Genomic DNA, 17,850 nt, shown 5'->3' on the forward strand with positions numbered 1-17,850 from the left:
ATGTTACCACGGATCGCCGCCTACCGCGCCAGCAGCGCGGTGAAACCCGCCGGTTCCTGCATCGCCTTGCGCGCCTCCAGCGACATCGGCTCAAAGCGGCCACCGCTGGAAACGCTGAGCCGGCTTTCGATGCCGTTCGATCCGGCGTAACAGCCCTCGGGCGTGTAGCTGACAAAGCCGTCGTCGCCGAAGCCGATCGCGGTGAGGAGCACGCGCCGTTCGGCGATGTCCCAGACCTTGATGGTCTTGTCCTCGCTCGCCGAGATCAGCCGCGTGCCGCCCGGGAAGAACGCGACCGCCTCGATATCCTCCTGATGGCCGGCGAAACTTGCGAGCAGGCGGCCGCTGTCGGCGTCCCACAAATTCACCGATTTGTCGCGCCCGCCGCCGCCGGTGACGATGCGCTTGCTGTCCGCGGACCAGCTGGCCGACACCACGTAGTCGCGATGGCCGGCGAGGGGCCGCGAGGAACCGGTTCTGACGTCAAACACCTTCGCCGAGCCGAGCTCCGCATCCGAGCCGGCCGTGACAACGCGCGTGCCGTCGGGCGAATAGGCGACCCGCAGCGCCTTGCGGCCGTAGGCCTCCTTCGTCTCGATCGTGCCGCTGGTGCGATAGAACCTGATCTTGCCGTCGTAGCCGGCCGAGACGAATTCGCCGGAGCCCGACGGCGCGTAGCTCAGCGAGCGCACCGCCGCGCGCGCGGGATCGGGGCTCTGGTGATCGAGCCTGCTCCTGGCGAGCTCGCGGGTGCCGAGATTCCAGATCCGGACGACACCGTCCTCGCCGGCCGAGGCCAGATATTTCAGCGAAGGCTCGGGCGCAAAGGCGACCGCGTATTGTTTGGCACCGGCATCGAATGTCAGGCTCTGGCCATCGCTCTTGAGATCCCAGACCTTGACCTTGCCGTCCCATCCGGCGGACGCGAGCAGCGTGCTGTCGGCCCAGTAATCGAGCGCATAGACCGCGCCGGCATGTCCGCGCAGCACGCGCATTTGCCGGAACGAGGACGCATCCCAGAGCCGGATCGCACCGTCGTCACCGGCGGTGGCGATCTCGCGGCCGTTGGGCGAGACGGCGATGGTGCGGACACTGGCGCCCTCGACATTCGGCTTGATCGAGACCGGAATGAAGGGGCCGCCGACGGCATCATTGCCACGCCGCGCGATCCGTGTGGTGCAGCTCGACGACGGGATAGCGGCGACGCTCTTGGTCTCGGCGACCGGCGGCGTGGTGAGCGCGAGCGGCGTGACGGTCGCAGGAACAGCCGCGAGCTTCGGCGCGACGACGGGCTTGGTCGCCTCCGGCGGCGGTGGCAGGACGGGTGTCGTCTGCACCTTCTTCGTTTCGATCGCGACCGCGGCCGGCGCTGGGGCAGGCCGGGTTGCGGCAAGCTTGTTGCGCTGAACCCTTGCGAGATCGGTATAGAACCCGCTCGGGTGCGCGGCGATATAGAGATCCCAGGCCTCCACCGTGCCGACGCGCTCGGAAAATTCGTAGTCACGCGATGCACTCGTGTCGGTGGATGCGATGGGCGCGGGTGGTGGCGGAGGAGGCGCCGCGGCCGGTGCCAGCACGACATCGTCGCCGCCGAGCGAGCCATAGATAAAAGGCTCCTGCTTGTTGGTGGTGGCCTGAAGCACCTCGTCGCGGACATAGCCGAACGCCTTGCGCAGATCGAGGCCCGGCGTCGCCAGATGATGTGCCAGCGCGGTGGCAAACGGGCTGTTCTTGCCGTCGCCGTCGAGCGCGGTGAGGCCGGCCTTCGCGGCGAACGCCACCAGCGTGTTCGGGCTTGACGGCTCGACCTTGGCAAGGCCGCGCGCGACCGCCCGCGACGCCATCGTGCGCTTCATGTTCTTCGAAAACGGATTGTCGCGGCACGCATCGAGGATGACGAGACGCAGCTTCTTCGCCGGTTCGATGGCGACAAGGATACGGTCGAGCCCGATGGTCTCGTCATAGACGTCGGTGTCGTTTTCGAGCTGGGCATCAACCGGCACGATATAATTGTTGCCGTCGATCTCGATGCCATGGCCAGCGTAATAGACCACGGCGATGTCGGCGCTGCGGGCCTTGGCACCGAAATCGCGCAAGGTCCGTCGCATGTCCTGGGCCGAGAGGTCGTTGCGGGCATCGACGACCGTGAAGCCGGCCTTCTTGAAGGTCTCGACGAGAAGGCCCGCGTCGTTCGTGGCGTTGGCGAGCTTGGGCGCGCGTTGATAGGCCGAATTGCCCATCACCAGCGCCATGCGCTGGTCGGCAAATGCCGCTTCCGGCTGGAAGGCGAATGCCAGCGCGCTGAAAACAAAGAGACAAATGAACTTCATCACGGCCCCCAAGCCGGGATCTGGAAATGCCGGCAAGAATATCCGACCGGGGCCGCAATACAATTTCTATTTGGTTTCGTCCGGCGCTTCTGGCCGACGACCTCGGGCGAACACATACGACGTCGTCATGCCCGGGCTTGTCCCGGGCATCCACGTTCTTGGCGCCGCGTGAAGATCGTGGATGGCCGGGACAAGCCCGGCCACGACGCCGCGGGAGCATCGATACGCCTAATGCTCACCTCAATGCGAACGTCCAAGCGGGTGATTGATCCTAGGTCTTCGTGACGACCTCGCGGATCGGCCGCGTGCCGTCCCAGTTCAAGGCCGCCTGCCGGACCTTCTCGAAGAACGGCCCCTTGGTGCCGCTGATGTCGGAGATCTCGATGATGGTCCCCGGGTGCGCCTGGGTGTCGAAATAGGCAAAGCGTCCCTTGTCGCCGCCGATCTGTCCCTCATGCCCGATCCTGTAGCCGAGCCCGAGGGCTTTGTCGTGGAGGGCCTGGTAGTCGTGGCTCCAGTACGACATGTGCTGGAGGCCTTCGTGGCCGGCGTCCAAAAACTCCTTGTACAGCGAGGGCGCGTCGTTGCGTTGCTGGATCAACTCGATCTGGAGATCGCCGGTGTTGGCGAGCGCGATGCTCATCTCGACGGCGGAGTCCTGGCCGCGATGGCGGAACCAGTCGGTCTTGACGCGGTCCATGTAGTACCAGGGACCGACGCCCATCACCTCGACCCAGTGATTCATCGCGGCCTGGATGTCCCGCACCACATATCCGTTCTGGCGCACCGCGCCGAAGATGCGGCTCATGCCCGCGCTCCCATTCTCAACCTGCTCACTTGACCTCGATCACTTGACCTCGATGCCGGCGTCCTTGGCAACCTGCTTCCAGGCTGCGATATCGCGGGCGTTGATGTCGCGCTGCTCGTTGCCCGGCACGAATTGCGGGGTGATGCCGAGGCCCAGAAGCTTCTCTTTCACCACGGCATCGCCGAGCGCATCCTTCAGCGCCGCCGACAGTTTCTCCGCGATCGGAGGCGCGATCCCCGCCGGGGCATACATCGCCCAGGACAGGCTGCGGTCGAACGCCACGCCCTGCTCCTTGTAGCTTGCGACATCGGGCAGGCTCGGCGAGCGCTCGCCGCAGGCGGCCAGCGCCTTGATCGAACCGTCCTTCACCAGCGGCGTCGCGGTCGCCACGTCGAGCGTCGCCAGCGAGATGTGGCCGCCGAGCAAATCGCCGGCGAGCTTGGCGATGCCGTTGAACGGCACGTGCTCCATCTTGATGCCGGTCTGCTGCATCAGGATTTCCGCGCAGAATTGCCCGGTCGAGCCGATGCCCCAGCTTCCGTACTGGATCGGCTCGCCCTTCTTGGCCATTGCAATCAGGCCCTTGATGTCGTTGGCGGCAAAATCCCTGGTCGCCACCAGAATGATCGAGGAGACGCCGACGCGGCCGATCGTCGTGAAATCCTTGATCGAATCGTAGGGCAGCTTCGGATAGATCGCCGGCGCCAGCACATGCGTGGTCATGCCGCCGACGGTGATGGTGTAGCCGTCATTCGCAGACGTCGCGACCATCTGCGTGCCCAGCGTGCCGGCAGCACCCGTGTGGTTCTCGATATAGATGCTCTGTCCGAGCGTCTTGCCCATCTTGTCCGCGAGCAGCCGCCCGACCACGTCGCCGCCGCCGCCCGCCGCGTAAGGCAGCAGCATGCGGATCTTGCGGGTGGGATAGGCCGCGGGATCTTCGGCGTGTGACGGCAGTGCTGCCGACAGCAACGCGAGAAACGAAAGCGTGACGGTGCGCAGCATCATGTTGGCATTCCCTAATCTTCGAAACGAAATCTGTAGGCCTCGCCATGCCGGATCACGTGGCCCGCGGTCGGTGCCGGAAAATGTCCGGTGAACAGATAGCTTGGCGTGTCTGCAAGCTCTTCCAGCAGCGCCATCCGCGTCGCGACCGCCGCGGCCGGATCGACATCGGCGGCATTCGACAGCCACGGCGCGGCGCACTGGATCGGGTGATGGATGACGTCGCCCGACATGACAGCGTGATCGTGGCCGCCATTGAGGTGGATCTGCATGTTGCCGGCGGTGTGGCCCGGCGCCGGCGCGAACCGCAGGGCGGCGTCGCGGTCGCTGAACAGGCGATGGTCGGTCTCGACGAACTCGGCGAGGCCCGCCGCGACCACCGGCAGCACGGAATCCTCGAATGAGCCGTGATTGACCGGGCTCTTCGGCGCGGCCTCGTGCGCGGCTTCGAAATGGCGGTACTCCTCGCGCCCCATCAGATAGCGCGCGTTTGGGAAGGTCGGCACCCAGCGGCCGTCGATCAAGCGCGTATTCCAGCCGACGTGATCGACATGCAGATGCGTGCACATCACGAAGTCGACCTGTTCGGGCGCAACACCCAGCGCCTGCATGTTCCCGAGATACGGCTGGTTGAGATCGTTCCACACCGGCACGCGCGGCCGCGGTTTGTGGTTGCCGCAGCAGGTGTCGACGATGGCAGTCCAGCGCGGCGTCCGCACCAGATAGGAGTGATGGCTGAGGATGAAGCGGCCGGTCTCGGGCTCGATATAGCGGTGATCGAGCCAGCTCCGGTTCTCCGCGATCACCGCGTCGGTGACGTTGGCGAACAGCCAGGTCTTGTCGAACGCAAGCGAAGGAATCTCGCTGACGAGATCCACCCGCATGCTGCCGATCTGGACCTGCCGCATCGGCTCAGTTCTTCAGGAGGTCGCCGAACGGCACCCAGCGCGTGCCGTCGAACCGGATCAGCTGGAGGCTCGTCATCGGCGTGTAGCGCTCCGGCGAGTTGTTCACCGCGGTGCCGTTGATCAGCATCGGCAGCTTGACGTCCTTGAGCGTCGTTGCCTGCTTCATCACATTGGCGCGGGTGAGGTCGTTGCCGGAGGCCTTCAGCACCGTCACCAGCGTCTGCGCGATGGTGTAGCCATAGACGTTGAGCCAGTCGCTCTTGTTGGCGTCCGGCATGTACTTGTCCATGAACGCCAGCCATTCCTTGTAGCCGGCATCGTCCTTCGACGCGGGATCGGTGGCGTCCTTCAGATACTGGCTGGAGATCACGCCGGTGGAATTGTCCTTGCCGGCCGGCTCCAGCACGCCGCTGATCGAGGCCGAAACGTTGGAGATGATGGTCACGGGCTTCCAGCCGATCTCGCCGATCTTCCGGATCGCCTGCGCCGCGAATTTCGGCGTCGCGGCGACGAGCACCACGTCGGCGCCCGCGGTTTTCAGTTGCAGGATCTGCGTGTCCACCGTCGGCGCAGATGTCTCGTAAGCGGCGCGCGCGACGATCGCCTCGCCGCTGCCGAGCCCTTCCTCCAGCGCCTTCAGATAATCCTTGCCGAGATCGTCATTCTGGTAGAGCACGCCGATCTTGGCGCTGGCATGGCTCGCCTTGATGTACTTCGCGTAGGCGATGGCCTCGTCGCGATAGGTCGGTTGCCAACCGACGGTCCACGGGAAGTTCCTGGGATCGTCCCATTTCGCGGCGCCTGAGCCTAAGAAGAGCTGCGGCACCTTGCGGTCGTTGAGATATTTGTGCACGGCGCTGTTGGTCGGCGTGCCGACGCCGCCGAAGATCAGCAGCACCTCATCGCTCTCCACCAGCCGTCGCGTCTGCTCCACCGTCTTCGGCGGGCTGTAGGCATCGTCTGCGATGATCATCTGGATGCGCCGTCCGTTGACGCCGCCGTCGTCGTTGATCTTGCGGAAGTAGGCTTCCGCCGATTTCGCGATCTGCGCGAACGCGGACACCGGGCCGCTCAATGGCGCGGTGGTTCCGATCTTGATGGTCTTGTCGTCGGCGCCGGGATCGTACTTGCTTTGGGCAGAGGCGGCGCTGGCTGCGAGCAGCGGCAACAGGATGCAGGCCGCACCAAGGCTGGCAAAGCGCGCCATGAAATCGTCTCCCCAAATTGCTCCCCGCCTCTCACTGGGGCGGAGTTGAAACGCGAGAACAGCGTCCGCGGACTTGCGGGCTGCGATCGTTGCCGCCAGACTGGCGAAACGAACGATCGTTCGTACGGTTGACTAGCGAACGATCGTTCGTTAGTCAAGCCATCATGGCTGTCCACACGACAAGCGCGGCGGAAGCGGCTGCGCCCACGACGCGCGAGCGCATCCTAACCGAAGCGCTCGATCTGTTCGCGCAGAGCGGCTATGGCGGCGCCTCGATGCGCGAGCTCGCACGCCGCGTCGGGATCCGCGAGAGCAGCCTCTACAATCATTTCACCGGCAAGGCCGCGATCCTCGAAGCGATCGTCAGCGAGCACGGTCCTGCCAGCTCCGCGAGCCGGCTGGAAGAGCTGCGCTACAAGCAGCTGTCGCGCCAGCCAGCCGCGTTTTGCCGGCAGTTCGCGCTCGACCTCGTCGAGCAATGGTCCGATCCGCGCGAGCACCAGTTCCAGAAGGTCATCACCGCCGAACGCAACCGCGTGCCCGGCATCCGCGCCAAATTCGCCGATCATTTCTATGCGCGCGAACAGAGCATGATGACCGACTATTTTCGCGGTTTTGCGCTCGCCGGCTTGGTCAAGACGCCCGATCCGCGCGAGACCGCACGGCTGTTCGCCGCCGGCCTGATCTATATCCGGCTCGAGCATTACGTGATGGGCGCGACGCCCTCGCCACGGCCGAAGGTGATCGAGGCGATCGACCGCTATCTCGCCTTTTTCCTGTCGCTGATCGCGGCGGGCACTGAAGACTACAGCAAGAAACGAAAACCCAAGGGAGAGACGCGTGGCAAGGCTGCCCCTGATTGATCCGAAGACGACGAGCGGCGACATCCGTGCCTCGTTCGACCGCATGCCGGTCAAGCTCAACATTTTTCGCATGATGGCCCATGCCGAGGCCAACATGATCCCGGCGATGCGGCTCGGCAATTCGATCCTGCACAAGCAGAAGCTCTCGGCGGTCAACCGCGAGCTGCTGATCCTCCAGGCCGCCCAGCTCGAAGGCGGCGCCTATGAATGGCGCCAGCACGTGCCGATCGCGCTTGGCGTCGGCTGCACGCAAGGCCAGATCGATGCGGTCGAGCGCAGCGATTACGACTCCGCCGCGCTGAACGAGTCCGAGCGCGCGCTGCTGAAGTTCGGCCGCGAGGTGGTCGAGAACGTTCGCGTCCCGGAAGCGACGTTCGCGGCCGCCCGCGCGCATTTCAGCGAGCAGGAGATCGTCGAATCCATCGTCGCGCTCGGTTTCTACATGATGATGGCCCGCCTCACCGAGGCGACTGAGACTGATCTCGATCCGGCGGCCGGCATGAAGGTCTATGACGGCGGCAAGAAGTAGGCGTTTGAGATGACGGAAACCGACAGCAAGCCGGAACGCTACGTCCGCCCACCCAGCGCAGAGTCGCTTGGCGAAGCGCCGGGCAGGGGGCGCCTGAAGGGGCGTCGCATCCTGATCGTCGGCGGCGGTCAGCGCGTGTTCGAGGCCGCCAGCGATCCGATCGGCAACGGCCGCGCCATGAGCATTCTTTGCGCGCGCGAGGGCGCGAAGGTCGCCGTCGCCGATCTCAACCACACCTCCGCCCAGCAGACCGTCAAGCACATCACCGACGAAGGTGGCGAGGGCTTTGCGATCACGGCCGACGTCACGAGCGAATCCGACGTTCAACGCATGATCGCCGAAGCCCACCGCGCCATGGGCGGCCTCGACGGCATGGTGCTGAACATCGGCACCTTCGGCAAGACCGGGCTCGACAATGTCAGCCCCGAAGAGTGGAACAGGATCTACGACGTCAACGTGCGCGGTCCCATGCTGTGCTGCCGTGCGGCGATGCCGGGATTCGACAATGGCGGCGCCATCGTCTTCATTTCCTCGATCGCCGCGCTGAAAGCGGGTTCGCAGATGGCGGTGTACGACTCGTCGAAAGCCGCACTCGGCGGCCTGATGCGCAACATCGCCCATCACGGCGCACGCCGCGGTATTCGCGCCAATCTCGTCTATCCAGGCCTCGTCGACACCCCCAACGGCCGCGAAGCCGGTGCCGGCCGACCCAACCGCGGCAAGGGCCACGTCCCCTTCGGCCGCCAGGCCACGGCGTGGGAGATCGCCTACGCCGTGCTGTTCTTCCTGTCGGACGAAAGCGTGTATGTCACCGCGCAGACGCTTGCCGTGGATAGCGGCCTGAGCGGGATGTAAGCCGCTCGCGCGGTCCATCGAGGCTACTGCCCACCACACCTCTTAACGTCATCCCCGCGCAACCGCAAAGCGGTTGTCGCTGGAGGTGCGAGCGGCGCGATGCGTAGCATCGTGCCAGGAGCCTCGAAGGATGGGCCACAGGCGCTCGCAGCTCATCCTTCGAGGCGCGCAAGAGCGCGCACCTCAGGATGACGTCTCGCTCGTAGATGCGAAAAGTCGTAAGCCGCATGAGTCCGTAGCCCGGATGGAGCGAACGTAATCCGGGACCGGCGCCTCTCCGCGCGAACTGCCCCGGATTTCGCTGCGCTCCATCCGGGCTACTGCCCACCACACCCCTTAACGTCATCCTGAGGCGCGAGCGGCGCGATGCGTAGCATCGTGCCGGGAGCCTCGAAGGATGGGTCACAGGCGTTCGCGAGGCCCATCCTTCGAGGCGCGCAAGGGCGCGCACCTCAGGATGACGCCGAGGTTGTGGCCACAGGACGCCCCCCGAGATTCACATTGCACCCGCTAGCCATTCCCTCTAATTATCTTGGACAAATGACCAAATAACATGGTCACGCGCCGAAGGGCGTGGTTTGGGATGGAAAGTGCAGCATGTCGCAGGATGGATTTCGGCTGGCTGGTGTGATCGGCATGCCGGTCGCGCATTCGCGTTCGCACGTGGTCCACAATTACTGGCTGAGGGCGCACGGCATTCGCGGCAGCTATGTGCCGCTCGCGGTGAAGCCGGAACGGCTTGAGGATGCGCTTCGCGGACTGGTTGCGCTCGGCTTCCGCGGCTGCAACGTCACCATGCCGCACAAGCAGACGGCGATGCCGCTGCTCGACCGCGTCAACGAAACTGCAAAACGCATCGGTGCCGTCAACACCATCGTGGTCGAAGAGGACGGCACGCTCTCCGGTTTCAACAATGACGGCAACGGTTTTGTGCAGAGTCTGCGTGACGCCAAGGCCGATTGGCGCGGCGATGCCGGGCCGATTCTGCTGCTGGGGGCAGGCGGTGCATCGCGCGCCGTGGTCGTCGCGCTGCTCGAAAACGGCGCGCGCGATATCCGCATCGCCAATCGCACGGCGGAGAAGGCGCAGGCGATCGCGACGGAATTCGGTCCGGCCGTCGGCGCCGTTGCATGGGACGATCGCGGCGTCGCGCTCGCCGACGTCGCGCTGCTGGTCAATTGCACCGACCGCGGCATGGTCGGCAAGAGCGCGCTCGAGATCGACCTCTCGCGCCTGAGGCCTGAAACGCTCGTCGCCGATCTCATCTACACGCCGCTTGAGACGCTGTTCCTGGCGGAGGCTCGCGCGCGCGGTTGCACCACGGTGAACGGGCTCGGCCTGTTGCTCAACCAGGCGCGGCTTGCCTTCAAGGCCTGGTTCGGCGTGATGCCCGACGTGACGCCCGAACTGATCAAGGCGATCGAAGCGACGTTCTGAACCACGCCGGGAGCTTTGTGCCATGACAATGCCGGCGGCCCCCAGGATCGACTGCCACATCCATGCCATCGATCCCGTCCGTTTTCCTTACGCCGATGATACGCCGTATCACCCGAGCGGACAGGAGATCGCGCCTGCTGCGCAGCTGATCCGCGTGTCCGACGCGTTCGACGTCAGGCACGCGCTCGTCGTCGCCACCAACACTGGATACGGCAGCGACAGTCGCATCCTGCTCGACACTTTGAGGCAGGGCGGGGGGCGCTTCAAAGGCGTCGCCGTGGTCGAGAACGACGTCGAGATCGAAGAGCTGGAGCGTTTGAAAGCCGCAGGCATCATCGGCGTGGCCTTCAATGTGCCGTTCCACGGCGCCGATTATTATCTCAAGACAGCGTCGCTGCTGGAGAAGCTGACAAGCCTCGGCCTGTTCCTTCAGATCCAGGTCGAGCAGGATCAGTTGCTCGACCTGCTGCCGCTGATCGAGAATTCAAATGTGCGTCTGGTGTTCGATCATTGCGGGCGCCCCTCGGTCGCGCAGGGCGTGAGCGGCAGGGCCTTCCAGACGTTGCTCGCGATCGGCCGGGAGCGCGACGCGCACATCAAGCTCTCGGGTCACTATAAATTCTCGCGGCAGGCGCATCCGTACGAAGACACCTGGCCGTTCATCGCTGCGCTGGTCGAGGCCTTCACGCTCGATCGCTGCGTCTGGGGCTCGGACTATCCGTTCCTGCGTGCACCCGAACGGCTCGACTACGGTCCGCTGCTTGCGGTGCTGACCAAACTGTTTCCGGACGCGAGCGATCAGCATCGCCTGCTCTGGCGAACGCCGGCGAAGCTGCTCGGCTTCGACCAATCATAAAAAACAAAGCAAAGGGGAGGAGGACATCATGAGGCATCTTGCAGGGACACTCGGCATCGCGGTTGCGGCATCGCTGTTGTCAGGTGCGGCCGGCGCGCAGAGCACGGTCTACATCCCCGACGTCATCGAACTCTCCGGCCCCGGCGCGGTCTCCGGCACCAACTGGCGCGACGGCGTCGCGCTTGCCGTCGACGAGATCAACGCCGCAGGCGGCATCCTCGGCCGCAAGATCCAGACAGAGCATCTGGACACCCAGAGCAATCCCGGCATCTCGCGCGCGCAAGTGCAGAAGGTTTTGGACAAAGACCCTTATGTGGTGCTCGGGCCGATCTATTCCGGCTCGGTCAAGGTCAACATGGCGCTGACGCAACAGGCCGAGATTCCGCAGATCGTCGGCGCCGAGGCCGCCGACATCACGACGCAGGGCAACCCCTTCGTTTTTCGCACCGCCTTCGGCCAGCAATTCTCGATGCCGAAGATCGCCAATTATCTGCACGACAAGCTCAAGGTGAAGTCGGTCGCGGTTCTCTGGGTCAACAATGATTTCGGCAAGGGCGGCCACGACAATTTCGTGAAGGAGATGAAGGTGCGCGGCATCGAGATCGCCGCCGACATCTCCACCGAGCAGGGCCAGGTCGATTTCGGCTCCGACGTCATCAAACTCAAGGGTGCCAAGGCCGACGCGATCTTCGTCTACACCAACGAGGAGGAGAGCGCGCGCTTCCTGATCGAGGCCAGGCGGCAGGGCCTGACGACGCCGCTGTTCGGCGAGACCACGCTGCTCAGCCAGAAGGTGGTCGAGCTCGCCGGGCCCGCCGCCAATGGCGTGCGCGGCCATGTCGGTCTGTCCGCCGATGCGCCGGCGCCGGCGATCGAGGCGTTCACGACGACATTCAGCGCGCGCTTCAAATACCGGCCCGACCATAACGGCATCAAGGGCTACACCGCGGTCTACCTCGTCAAATACGTCACCGAGAGGATCGGCAAGTTCGACAGCAAGGCTTTTGGCGCGGCCATGAAAGGTCTCACGCTGACGCCCGACAAGGCGCCCGGCATGCTGATGGAGGCGAGCTGGGACCAGAACGGCGATATCGATCGCGCCAGCTTCCTGGCTGAAATCGTCAACGGCAAGCAGAAGATCGTCGAGACCCTGCCGAAGCTGAAAGGCGGCAAGGAGTGAGTGAGGGCCTGTAGCCCGGATTGCGCTGCGCTCCATTCCGACTACGATAATGTGCTAACACATCCGCGCACGCCCTCCCGGACAGTCCCGCCCCATGAAAACCACGCTGCTCAAATCCGAAGATTACACCCGCTCGCCCTGGAAGAACGGCGGCGGGGTTTTCACCGATATCGCGGATGCGCATCGTGCAGGCAGCCCCCATAAGGATTGGGACAGCCTGCTTTGGCGCTTCGCCTCGACGCCGATCGTGGCGCGCGGCCCGTTCTCCTACATGCCCGGCATCGACCGGCTCCAGATGGTGGTCAGCGGGCGTGGGCTGGTGCTGAAGTCGCCCACGCAGGATTTCGACGAGCGTGAACCTTTTACGACGGTGCGCTTCACCGGCGAGATGGAGATCGTGACCGAGCTTGAGGCCGGGCCCGTCGAGGTTGTGAACCTGATGGCCCGGCGTGGCGCGGTGGAGATCGAGCTTGTGGCGCTGAGGCAGCCCGGCGACCGGTCGTTGCCGGTCGGCACACATCTGGTTTATGCGGTTTCCGGCGATTGCAGCATTCGCCTCAATAACGAGGAATTTGTCATTCCCGGCGGCGGCACGCTGAGGGTCGAGCTGACCGGGGCATCCGGACTGACGTTGGTGTCCGGGCTGGCCGTGCTGGGATCGATTCGGCTCGTCGCCTGAACGATAGGCCGTCCCGATCGGGCGATCGCATAATCCATGCAACTGGCCAGGTTGACGCCGCACGGCCGGAGCACGATATGTGCCACATGACCTCGCCTGATCAAGATCCCCCCGCTACGCTGTCCGACGGCGTTGTCCACTGGCTGACCAACGGCACGCGTAACGAGCGCTTCATCGACAATATCTTTGCCGAGATGTGCAACCGCCTTCAGCAGGTGGGCATTCCGCTCAAACGGTCCACGCTTCATATCCTGATCCAGCACCCGCAATGGCTGGGGGCCCGTTTCAAGTGGTCCGACGGCGCGCGCGAGGCGGAGACGTCGCTGGTCGATTTCGACGTGCGGGGGCGCTCCGAATATATCGGCAGTGCCGCCAACGAGATACAGGACGGCGCGAGCGAGGTGCGCGAGAGACTTGGACGCGACCCGGCGCTCGGCCGCAAGCACGCGCTCTATGACGAGATGCGCGCGAACGGCCTGACCGACTACGTCGCCTGGCCGCTCTACCATACCCTCGGCAAGCAGCATCTCATCACCTTCGCGACCGACCGGCCCGGCGGTTTCGATGACGCGCACATCGCAGCGTTGAAGAACCTGTTGCCGGTGCTGGCGCTGGTCAGCGAGATCCGCATCAAGAACCGCCTGGCGCGCACGCTGCTCGAAACCTATGTCGGCGCCCACGCCGGCCAACTGATCCTGGCCGGCGCCACCAGGCGCGGCACCGGCACCACGGTGCGCGCTGCGATCATGATCTGCGATCTGCGCGAGTTCACCAGGATCTCCGACAACTGGCCGCGCGACGACGTCATCGATCTGCTCAACGATTATTTCGACGCGATGTCCGAGCCGATCGCGCGGCACGGCGGCGAGATCCTGAAATTCATCGGCGACGGCCTGCTCGCGATCTTCCCGTTGAGCGAGCCGAACGCCTGCGCCAACCTGCTGCATGCGGTGACCGAGGCGAAGGCGGCGATGGTCGCGCTGAACGAGCGCAACAGTGCCACGAGCCGCGCGCCGCTGAACTACGGTATCGGCGTCCATGTCGGCGACGTCATGTACGGCAATATCGGCTCGTCCAGCCGGCTCGACTTCACCGTGATCGGGCCCGCCGTCAACATGGCCTCTCGCCTCGAGGCGCTCACCAAGCAGGTCGGACGGCCGGTGCTGCTGTCGCGCGATTTCGCCGAGCAGGTCGAGCCGGCGTTCGAGCTCGAGCATGTCGGTCAATACGAGGTGCGCGGCTTCAGCGATCCGATCGAGCTGTTCGCTTTTCACGGCTGAACGATCGTGCCTCATTCGAACGGATGAGCCGCCAGATCATTTCAAGGCCGGGCTTTTTTCCGCGCATGCAACGCACGCCCGCGAACGACAATGTTTCGCGGCCCGGCAAGCCCGCCCGATCGCGGCTACTGCTTTGCCCCGGTCCAGGTCCCCGTGCATCCGTCGGATCGCCGGAACGTCCCTGAACCGCTACGGCCCGAGAACCGGCCGGACATGGTCCAGCTCAGGCCGCCGGCGGCGCCGGTTCCGGAGACGCCGCCGTTCGGACTGACCTGACCGGTTCCGTATTGCCCCACCATTTTGCCGCTGGTGACGACCACCGTGTCGGTCGAGCCGGCGCAGGTCGCACCGGCGCTGGTGAGCGTCCACGCGCCGTCGAAATTGCCGCCTCCGCCACCTCTCTGCGGCGCGCGGCTGGGCTCGTCGTTCGCGGGCTTGCTGCGTCGTGCAGGCCTTGCAGGCTCGGCCGCCGCAGGTGCCGCGCGCGAACCGGACAGCGATTTTTCGTCATTGCCGATGCTGCCGCCGGCGCTTCCCGATTGCGCACGCGCCAGGTCAGGGGAGGCGGCGATGGCGAGCGCGGCGGACAACAAGGCGGCTTTACAGAAATAGCGAAATGGATTCTGCATCATGGCTCTGGTTTCAAATGGACTTGTTCTGACGGCGGATCGTATTGCCAATGCGGGAGTGTATCATTACGCTTGAGCTTGAGTAGCCCAAATGGTCCTTCGACTGGCCGCGTGTTCATGCCAAAGTTTCTTCGCATCGGAATCCATTGGTCGAACGTGTCGGGATACACGTCGAAGGCGTGGTGCGTCAGGCGCGCCGGCTCGGTGGTCCTCCTGAAGTGGGGCGCCGTGGAGGTCCATGGCGCCGGCGAGGCGCGAAAGGTCTCCTGGTCGCGCCAGCCGCAGGAGAAGACGGTTCGCTGCGGCACGGCGCAACGCGCCCAGGATTACGCCAGGGCCGCGATCGCGCGGCGTCGCAACCATCGCTATGAGCCGCTGGCCGGACCGATCGCGAACCAGCGCAAATCCGCACGCGCCGGCGCCGAGCTCAAGCAGGCGCTCGCCACCATCCTGATCGTCGATATCGTCGGCTCCACCGCAAAGGCCGCAAAGCTCGGCGATGCGCGCTGGACGAAAATCATGGGCCATTATTACGCGGCCGTTCGCAAGGAGCTGAAGAGCTCACGCGGCAAGGAGGTCGTGACGACCGGCGACGGCGTGCTCGCGACATTCAAGCTGCCGGCCGCCGGCGTCACTTGCGCGAGCGCAATCCAGAAGGCGGTGCGCACGCTGGGGCTCGAGATCAGGGTGGGGCTTCACCACGGCGAGTACACCATGAGCGGCGGCGAGATGGTCGGTCTCGCCTTCCACATCGGCACCCGCGTCGCCGCCAAGGCGCGCGGCGGCGAAGTCCTGGTGTCGAGCGCAGTCAAGGACCTCTTGAAGACGCAGTCCGCGATCCGCTTCGCAGATCACGGCACGCATCAGCTCAAGGGCGTGCCGGAGCGGTGGCGGCTGTGGCGGGTCGAGGGGTGAGGGAGCTTCTAAGCTTCCTTCCAGGCCAACGGTCCAGCGCGAACCGCCCGCGGCCTTGAAACCCGGCCGCGCTGCGACCGTTCGAGCGCTGTCAATGACGGTTGCGCATCTCCGCTGACGGTGCGGGTATCGAGGTGACCTGGACCCTCGTCCGGCGCTGTGGCGCGTCATATCATGGCTGATGCCGGGATCGCGGACGTGGTTTCCAAGCCCATGCATTTATGCGGCTTTCCGACCGAGTGGCAGGCGCCCGGCCGGCCCGCGCGGGGACGTCTTAGCATTTGCAGCAAGTCGTAGGTGATGCTACAGATTAAAGCATAAGACGTGAGATGAGCTGAAAAGGGAATCCGATGCAATTTCGTACACTTATGCGCCGTCGCTTCGGATCGACCGGTCAGGCGACGTGCTCCGTCCCGGCCGTGGTCATGTTTGTCCTCATCGGCGCGATGGGGCCTGCGCTTGCGCAGCAGGGTTCCGAGAGCGCGGCTGTCGCGACACTCCCTCGCGATCTCAGTCCCTGGGGCATGTTCATGCAGGCCGACATCGTCGTGAAGGCCGTCATGGTCGGGCTTGCTTTCGCTACGCTGGTGACCTGCACGGTTTGTCTGTCCAAGACGATCGAACTGCTGGGTGCACGCCGCAACGTGAGGCGGGCCCTGCGCGAGCTCGCGGTGGCGCGGAGCCTGGACGAGGCGGTGCAAGCCGTCCGCGAGGGGCCTGTCGCGCGGTTGCTCGAGGGGACCGTCGCCGAACTCGATCTGAGCACCGATCGGATGGACAGAGACGGAATCAAGGCGCGGATCGCGTCCCGCCTGCAGCAGATCGAAGCGGCTGCAAGCCGGCGCATCGCGTTCGGCACCGGCGTGCTGGCGACCATCGGCGCAACCGGTCCATTTGTGGGCCTGTTCGGCACGGTCTGGGGTATCATGAACAGCTTTATCGGCATCTCGAAATCGCAGACCACCAACCTCGCGGTCGTCGCGCCCGGCATCGCGGAAGCGCTGCTGGCAACCGCACTCGGGCTCGTCGCCGCCATCCCGGCGGTGGTGATCTACAACCTGTTTGCCCGCCAGATCGGAGCGTATCGCGCTTTGCTTGGCGACAGCTCGTCGGAGATCGCGCGCCTGGCAGGCCGGGATCTCGATGGCGGCACTTTCGCTGCCAGGCGGTTGCGGCTCGCGGCGGCGGAGTAGGCTGGTGGCGATCAATCTCGATCAGGCCGGCGGCGATCTCGCGGAGGTCAATGACATCAACGTGACGCCGTTCATCGACGTCATCCTCGTGCTTCTCATCATCTTCATGGTTGCCGCGCCACTGGCGACGGTCGACATCGCCGTCGATCTGCCGGCCTCGAGCGCGCAGCCGCATCCGCGTCCGGACAAGCCGGTCTATCTCACCGTGAAGCCGGATCTCTCCCTGTCGGTCGGCGACGAGACGGTCAGCCGTGCCGCGCTTGCCGGCGCGCTCGATGCCGCCACCAACGGCCAGAAGGACACGCGAGTCTTTCTTCGCGGCGACAAGATGGTGCCCTACGGCGAGATCATGCGGGTCATGAACGGGCTGCGCGCGGCCGGCTATCTGAAGGTGGCGCTGGTCGGGCTGGAGCAGACGACCGAACCATGAAGCATCTCGTTGCCGAAGATGCGTCGGACCTGAGGCGCTGGACGTTCAGCAGCCTCGCCGTCCTGACCATGTACAGTGCGCTTGCCGCTTCGATCGCGACGTGGCAACGGCCGGACGATCTCGATCCGGCCGAGCCGGCGGGCGCGGTGGTGGTCGAGCTTGCGCCGCTGTCCGCCGCGCCATCGACGACGCCGACCGACATGCCGCCCGGGCCGGAGCAGGTGATGTCCGAGGCACGCCCCGAGGCGAAGCCCGAGGTCGCACAGGCCGACGATGCGCCCGAGCTTCCGCAGGCCGCCAATCCGGAGGCCGTCGTCGATGCGCGAACCCAGGCGCAGCCGGACGCCGCGCCGCAGCAACAGGCCGCGGCCGCGACCTCGGCGCCGTCGACCTTGCCGGACCGCGTCGCGCCGGTGGCGGTGGCGCCGACACAGGGATTGCAGGCTCAAAGGGATTCGCAGGCGCTCGCGACCTGGCGTTCGCAGATCGCGGCACTGGTCGAACGCAACAAGCGCTATCCGGACGCCGCGCGATCACGCCGCGAGCAGGGCATCGCGCAGGTCCGGTTCACGCTGGACCATGGCGGCATGGTCGGCGATGCCCGCGTGATCCAGAGCTCGGGCTCTGATACGCTGGACGGCGAAGCTCTCGCTTTGCTGAAGCGCGCGCAGCCGTTTCCTGCGCCGCCCGATGCGTTCGGCAACGTCGTCGTGGTGAGGTTGCCGATCCGCTTCACCGTCAAGTAG

18 protein-coding genes are annotated in these 17,850 nt (G+C 65.1%); 12 read left to right on the forward strand and 6 right to left on the reverse strand.

The features are described from left to right. Positions 1 to 20: 20 nt before the first annotated feature. The 5 genes from AB7532_RS06995 to AB7532_RS07015 form a co-directional block, all read right to left on the reverse strand. A complete protein-coding gene (locus AB7532_RS06995) occupies positions 21 to 2,330 on the reverse strand; it encodes a caspase family protein (protein WP_441234073.1) in 2,310 nt (769 codons plus the stop codon). Positions 2,331 to 2,601: 271 nt separating this feature from the next. Then, positions 2,602 to 3,138 (reverse strand): VOC family protein, encoded by a 537-nt coding sequence (locus AB7532_RS07000; protein ID WP_441234074.1) that lies wholly within the window; start codon positions 3,136 to 3,138, stop codon positions 2,602 to 2,604. 39 nt (positions 3,139 to 3,177) lie between these two features. Further along, positions 3,178 to 4,146, reverse strand: coding sequence for a Bug family tripartite tricarboxylate transporter substrate binding protein (locus AB7532_RS07005; protein ID WP_441234075.1), 969 nt, complete (start codon positions 4,144 to 4,146; stop codon positions 3,178 to 3,180). Between the two features lie 11 nt (positions 4,147 to 4,157). Further along, positions 4,158 to 5,051 carry an MBL fold metallo-hydrolase gene (locus AB7532_RS07010; RefSeq protein ID WP_441234076.1) on the reverse strand — a complete coding sequence of 298 codons (894 nt, stop codon included), beginning with the start codon at positions 5,049 to 5,051 and terminating at the stop codon, positions 4,158 to 4,160. A gap of 4 nt (positions 5,052 to 5,055) precedes the next feature. Continuing rightward, positions 5,056 to 6,258, reverse strand: coding sequence for an ABC transporter substrate-binding protein (locus AB7532_RS07015; protein WP_441234077.1), 1,203 nt, complete (start codon positions 6,256 to 6,258; stop codon positions 5,056 to 5,058). Between the two features lie 164 nt (positions 6,259 to 6,422). On the opposite strand from AB7532_RS07015, the gene AB7532_RS07020 reads away from it, so the two are divergent. From AB7532_RS07020 to AB7532_RS07055, 8 genes are all read left to right on the forward strand, one after another. Continuing rightward, the gene (locus tag AB7532_RS07020; RefSeq protein ID WP_441234078.1) at positions 6,423 to 7,121 is read left to right on the forward strand and encodes a TetR/AcrR family transcriptional regulator; all 699 of its coding nucleotides are present in this window, start codon (positions 6,423 to 6,425) and stop codon (positions 7,119 to 7,121) included. After that, entirely contained in the window at positions 7,099 to 7,650 is a 552-nt protein-coding gene (locus tag AB7532_RS07025) for a carboxymuconolactone decarboxylase family protein (protein ID WP_441234079.1), read from the forward strand. Before AB7532_RS07020 ends, AB7532_RS07025 begins: the two co-directional genes overlap by 23 nt. A gap of 9 nt (positions 7,651 to 7,659) precedes the next feature. Next, positions 7,660 to 8,505, forward strand: coding sequence for an SDR family NAD(P)-dependent oxidoreductase (locus AB7532_RS07030; protein ID WP_441234080.1), 846 nt, complete (start codon positions 7,660 to 7,662; stop codon positions 8,503 to 8,505). A gap of 597 nt (positions 8,506 to 9,102) precedes the next feature. Next, positions 9,103 to 9,942 carry a shikimate dehydrogenase gene (locus tag AB7532_RS07035; RefSeq protein ID WP_441234081.1) on the forward strand — a complete coding sequence of 280 codons (840 nt, stop codon included), beginning with the start codon at positions 9,103 to 9,105 and terminating at the stop codon, positions 9,940 to 9,942. 22 nt (positions 9,943 to 9,964) lie between these two features. Further along, positions 9,965 to 10,798, forward strand: coding sequence for an amidohydrolase family protein (locus tag AB7532_RS07040; RefSeq protein WP_441234082.1), 834 nt, complete (start codon positions 9,965 to 9,967; stop codon positions 10,796 to 10,798). Between the two features lie 28 nt (positions 10,799 to 10,826). After that, positions 10,827 to 11,978, forward strand: coding sequence for an ABC transporter substrate-binding protein (locus AB7532_RS07045; RefSeq protein WP_441234083.1), 1,152 nt, complete (start codon positions 10,827 to 10,829; stop codon positions 11,976 to 11,978). A 94-nt stretch (positions 11,979 to 12,072) separates the two neighbouring features. After that, the gene (locus AB7532_RS07050; protein WP_441234084.1) at positions 12,073 to 12,657 is read left to right on the forward strand and encodes a HutD/Ves family protein; all 585 of its coding nucleotides are present in this window, start codon (positions 12,073 to 12,075) and stop codon (positions 12,655 to 12,657) included. Between the two features lie 86 nt (positions 12,658 to 12,743). Further along, the gene (locus AB7532_RS07055; RefSeq protein WP_441234085.1) at positions 12,744 to 13,937 is read left to right on the forward strand and encodes an adenylate/guanylate cyclase domain-containing protein; all 1,194 of its coding nucleotides are present in this window, start codon (positions 12,744 to 12,746) and stop codon (positions 13,935 to 13,937) included. A gap of 125 nt (positions 13,938 to 14,062) precedes the next feature. Here AB7532_RS07055 and AB7532_RS07060 read toward each other — a convergent pair whose 3' ends face one another. After that, complete coding sequence (locus tag AB7532_RS07060) at positions 14,063 to 14,566, reverse strand: hypothetical protein (protein WP_441239204.1); 504 nt, start codon at positions 14,564 to 14,566, stop codon at positions 14,063 to 14,065. A gap of 117 nt (positions 14,567 to 14,683) precedes the next feature. Here AB7532_RS07060 and AB7532_RS07065 point away from each other — a divergent pair, with 117 nt between their 5' ends. The 4 genes from AB7532_RS07065 (at position 14,684) to AB7532_RS07080 (ending at position 17,850) form a co-directional block, all read left to right on the forward strand. Further along, positions 14,684 to 15,481, forward strand: coding sequence for an adenylate/guanylate cyclase domain-containing protein (locus AB7532_RS07065; protein ID WP_441234086.1), 798 nt, complete (start codon positions 14,684 to 14,686; stop codon positions 15,479 to 15,481). Between the two features lie 446 nt (positions 15,482 to 15,927). Continuing rightward, positions 15,928 to 16,674 (forward strand): tonB-system energizer ExbB, encoded by a 747-nt coding sequence (gene exbB, locus AB7532_RS07070; RefSeq protein ID WP_441239205.1) that lies wholly within the window; start codon positions 15,928 to 15,930, stop codon positions 16,672 to 16,674. Positions 16,675 to 16,678: 4 nt separating this feature from the next. After that, the gene (exbD, locus tag AB7532_RS07075) at positions 16,679 to 17,104 is read left to right on the forward strand and encodes a TonB system transport protein ExbD (RefSeq protein WP_441234087.1); all 426 of its coding nucleotides are present in this window, start codon (positions 16,679 to 16,681) and stop codon (positions 17,102 to 17,104) included. Further along, on the forward strand, positions 17,101 to 17,850 hold the full coding sequence (locus tag AB7532_RS07080; RefSeq protein ID WP_441234088.1) for an energy transducer TonB: 750 nt from the start codon (positions 17,101 to 17,103) through the stop codon (positions 17,848 to 17,850). Before exbD ends, AB7532_RS07080 begins: the two co-directional genes overlap by 4 nt.

Source organism: Bradyrhizobium sp. 930_D9_N1_4, from assembly GCF_052076015.1.
Classification (GTDB): Bacteria; Pseudomonadota; Alphaproteobacteria; order Rhizobiales; family Xanthobacteraceae; genus Bradyrhizobium.